Genomic DNA, 2,499 nt, shown 5'->3' with positions numbered 1-2,499 from the left:
GGCCAGCCCGCCGGCATGGGCGGCGTAGTCCGGGCTGTCCAGCAGGTCGGCCTCGGCATGGTCCTGGCTGTGCAGATAGGCCTCGGCGCGGCCGAGCTGGCGGCGCAGCGCTTCCGGCAGCGGGGTGCCCTCCAGCCCCTTCCCGTAGGCGCTGGCCGAGGCGGCGAGCCAGTCCTGGCCCAGCTCGTCGGCGTCCGACCAGGCGCCGCGCGCCAGCTTCTCCTCCACCCCGGCGCCGTAGCGGCCGGGGGCGGCGCCGAAGACGCGGGCGGTGGCCTGGCGCCAGGCCGCGCCCTCGAGGCCGCGCGCGGCGGCGGCGAGCGGGTTCCAGTCGGCCGCCTCGTCGCGCGCCGCGATGGCGCGCACCGCCTCGTCGAACAGCGCGATCTGGCCGGGAAAGGCGTCGCGGAACAGGCCGGAGATGCGCAGCGTGACGTCGAGCCGGGGATGCGCCATCTCGGCCAGCGGCAGGATCTCGATGCCGGTGACGCGGGCCGAGCCCTCGTCCCAGAGCGGCCGGGCGCCGATCAGCAGCAGGGCCAGGGCGAGGTCCTCGCCGCCGGTGCGCAGCGTGGCGCTGCCCCAGAGATCGATCACCAGGGAGCGGGGCCAGTCGCCATGGTCCTGTCGGTGGCGGCGCAGCAGCTCGGCGGCGGCCCGCTCCGCCAGGGCGAGGGCCGAGCGGGTGGGGATGTTGCGCGGATCGATGGCGTAGAGGTTGCGGCCGGTGGGCAGCACGTCGGCGCGGCCGCGGCTCGGCGCGCCGGCCGGGCCCGGCTCGGCGAAGCGGCCATCCAGCGTCGCCAGCAGCGCCTGCCGCTCGCCGCGGGCCGAGGCGTCGAGCCGCTCGGCCAGCGCGGCGCGCGGCAGGGCAGGGCTGGCGTGGCAGAGGGCGTCGAGCAGCGCGGCGCGGCGCTCCGGCTCGGGCGCGCGGCCCAGGACATGCAGCCCGTCGCGGATCTGCATCTCCTTCACGTCGCAGAGCCAGGCGTCGAGCCGGGCGAGCGTCTCCTCCTCGGGCAGGCCGCGCGGAATGGCGCTCTCGGCCAGCAGTCCGGCCGCCTCGGCGCGCTCCAGGATGGCGCGGCGCAGCAGGGCGGTGCGGCGGCGGTCCAGCCCGTCGGCGGCGGCGTATTCGTCGATCAGCCGCTCCAGCTCCAGCCCGGCGCCGTGATGCCCGGCGCGGGTCAGCGGCGGCGTCAGGTGGCCGAGAGTGACGGCGCCGAGCCGCCGCTTGGCCACCGCCGCCTCGCCCGGATTGTTGACGATGAAGGGATAGACGACGGGCAGGCCGCGCAGCAGGGCGGCGGGCGCGCAGGCGGCGGAGAGCGCCGTCGCCTTGCCCGGCAGCCATTCCAGCGTGCCATGGGTGCCGAGGTGCAGCAGGACATCGGCCGCGTCCCGCAGCGCCAGGTAGAAGGCGATGTAGCCGTGGCGCGGCGGCGTGTCGGGGTCGTGGTAGCCGGCCTTGCGGTCCAGCCGGGCGCCGCGCTCGGGCTGCACCGCGAGCAGCAGGCGGCCGAGGCGGAGATGGCGGAGATGGAAGGCGCCGTCGCGCAGCAGCGGATCGGCCTCGGGCGGGCCCCAGGCGGCCTCGACGGCCTCGCGCAGCGCGGCGGGGAGCGTGGCCAGACCGGCGCGGTAGGCCTCCAGGGAGAGGAAGGGCGCCGGCGGCGCGGCGGTCAGGGCGCGGGCGAGGTCCTCCGAGGACGGCGGCGGTGTGCCGATGGCGTAGCCCGCGGCCGTCAGATCCTCGATCAGCGCGGCGAGGCTGGCGAAGCTGTCGAGCCCCACCGCATGGCCGGCCTGGCCGGACTCCCGCCCCGGCACGCCGGGATAGTCGGAGAGCAGCACGGCGAGGCGGCGCGCCGCGCGCGGCGTGGCGGCGAGCCGCGCCCATCCGAGCGCCCGGTCGGCGGCGAGGGCGATGCCCTCCGGGTCCGGGCGCAGCAGGGTGGGGGCGTATTCCAGCGCCGGATGCGGCTCGGCCTCGGCCTTGAAGGCGATGGCCGTGGTCAGCAGCCGCCCGTCCAGCTCGGGCAGCGCCACCTGCATGGCGAGGTCGCTCTGCGAGAGGCCGCGCGAGGAGGCCTCCCACACCGGGCGCGGCACGCCGGAGAGCACGAGCTGCAGCACCGGCGCGCCGGCCGCCTCCAGCGGCGAGGCGCCCTGCTGCCGGGCGGCGAAGGCGGTGGCGTTGAGCACGACGGCGGGACGCCAGGCGGCGAGGCAGCCGGCGACGAGGCCGGCCGATTCAGGCTCCTTCAGGCTGGCGGCGTGGAGGCCGCGGACCCGCAGGCCGCGGGCCCGCAGCGCCGCCGCCAGCGCTTCGAAGGGCGCCATGTCCCCGGCCAGGAGATGCGCCCGGTAGAAGACGACCACCGCCTCGGGGTCGGGCTCCTCCGCCCCCAGCGGGTGCTCGCCGGCGGCGGGCAGCGGCGCCGGCCGCGCGCCGTCATCCGGGCCGAGGCCGGCGGCATGGGCGGCGAGGCGCAGGGC

The 2,499-nt window shown here is 78.2% G+C and carries 1 protein-coding gene; it reads right to left on the bottom strand.

Annotated elements, in window-relative coordinates:
• Positions 1–2,499: cobaltochelatase subunit CobN (locus ACVMLK_RS20705; RefSeq protein WP_457487499.1), on the bottom strand; the 2,499-nt coding region annotated here is incomplete at both ends.

The organism is Teichococcus aerofrigidensis (genome assembly GCF_054073225.1).
The sequence above is the reverse complement of the archived record's forward strand: the minus strand, read 5'-3'. Positions and strand labels throughout refer to the sequence as shown.